2 protein-coding genes are annotated in these 1353 nt (G+C 59.1%); both read right to left on the reverse strand.

The window, feature by feature from the left end; translation table 11 throughout:
- The coding region (locus ABIA96_RS36555) for a flagellin N-terminal helical domain-containing protein (RefSeq protein WP_502918890.1) at positions 1-215 on the reverse strand (215 nt) is incomplete at its 3' end.
- A gap of 350 nt (positions 216-565) precedes the next feature.
- On the reverse strand, positions 566-1353 hold a 788-nt coding region (locus ABIA96_RS36560), incomplete at its 5' end, for a flagellin (RefSeq protein ID WP_354141723.1).

Here is a 1353-nt window from a genome sequence, read left to right on the forward strand (position 1 = left end):
TGGACGCCGTTGGCGATGCCATCGAGCAGATTGTTGATGTCGCTGGCGCGGTTGTCGAGCGACTGGGCCGTGAAGAAGTTGGTGGGATTGTCCAGGGCCGAATTGACGCTCTTGCCGGTCGACAAACGGCTCTGGGTGGTGGCGAGAAGATCAGCGGTGGACTGAAGAGAGAGCAGGTTCTGACGAACCGATGAGGAGAGAACAATACCGGACATTGAGTGTTACCCTTCTGGTACGCAACGCAACAAACTTCGATTAGGATTAATCGATGCCGGAACGGTGAACGTAGACGGCTAACAAAGCATGAAGCGTGTCGCGCGAGTCCCTGCGCGGATTCACCATATGCGCGATCGAAGCAAAATCGAGCTCATGCGTATCATCATGATAGAATGATGATTTTTCGAGCGGCGGCGGCGTGTTTGCTACTTGTCAACCATAACTCAGAGTGAGCATTTGGCTGCATTCGCATCCTCTCGCCTCACCCACACAACAACGCTCGCGCAAAAAAGAAAGCGGCGGAGCCGAAGCCCCACCGCTCTGTTGTTTTTCGATGTTCTTCCGCGATTTAGCGGAGCAGCTGAAGCACGCTCTGCTGCGACTGGTTGGCCAGCGACAGCGCGGAGACCGCGATCGACTGGCGGGTCGACAGCGCCTGGCTGTTGGCCGCCTCGACGTTGGTGTCGGCCAGCGTCAGGTTCGACGAACCGGTCTGCAGCACGTTGATCAGGTTCTTGTTGAAGTCCTGACGAACCTGCACCACCGAGAGGTTCGAACCGAGGCTCGACGCTTCCGAGCGCAGCGTGCTCGACGCGGCGTTCAGGTTCGACAACACCTTGTTGGTCGCGGAGTTGTCGATGAAGTCGACGCCGCTGGTCAACGCAGCGAGGCCCAGACCCTTGGAGTTGTAGGTCACGCCCGTGATGTTCAGGCTCGACTTGGCGGTCTCGTCGAACACCAGCTTGAGCTGATCGCCGTTCAACAGGTTGATGCCGTTGAACGAGGAGTCCTGCGAGGTCGTGTCGATCTGGTTCAGGATGTTGTTGTACTGGTTGACGAGGTTAGCGCGGGCGGTCTGCGCAACCGTGTCCTGGACGGGGCTGGAAGCCGTCGAGAACGTCAGCGAAGAGGTCAGCGTGCCGCCGATCGAACCACCCGCGGCGCTCGACCCGATCGTCGAGGACGCGTAGTCGTTGGTGGTCGAGACCGTCAGCAGGCCGTTGGAGTCGATCGTGGCGGTCAGGTTGTTGGCCTGCAGCGCCGTGTTGAGCTGATCGAGCGTCTTGACCGTGCCGTTGGTGCCATCGCCGAAGGTGACATTGACCGCCGTGCCGCTGTTGAAGGAGGAGAAGGTCA

It is taken from the genome of Bradyrhizobium sp. LB11.1, from assembly GCF_040549385.1.
GTDB lineage: Bacteria > Pseudomonadota > Alphaproteobacteria > Rhizobiales > Xanthobacteraceae > Bradyrhizobium.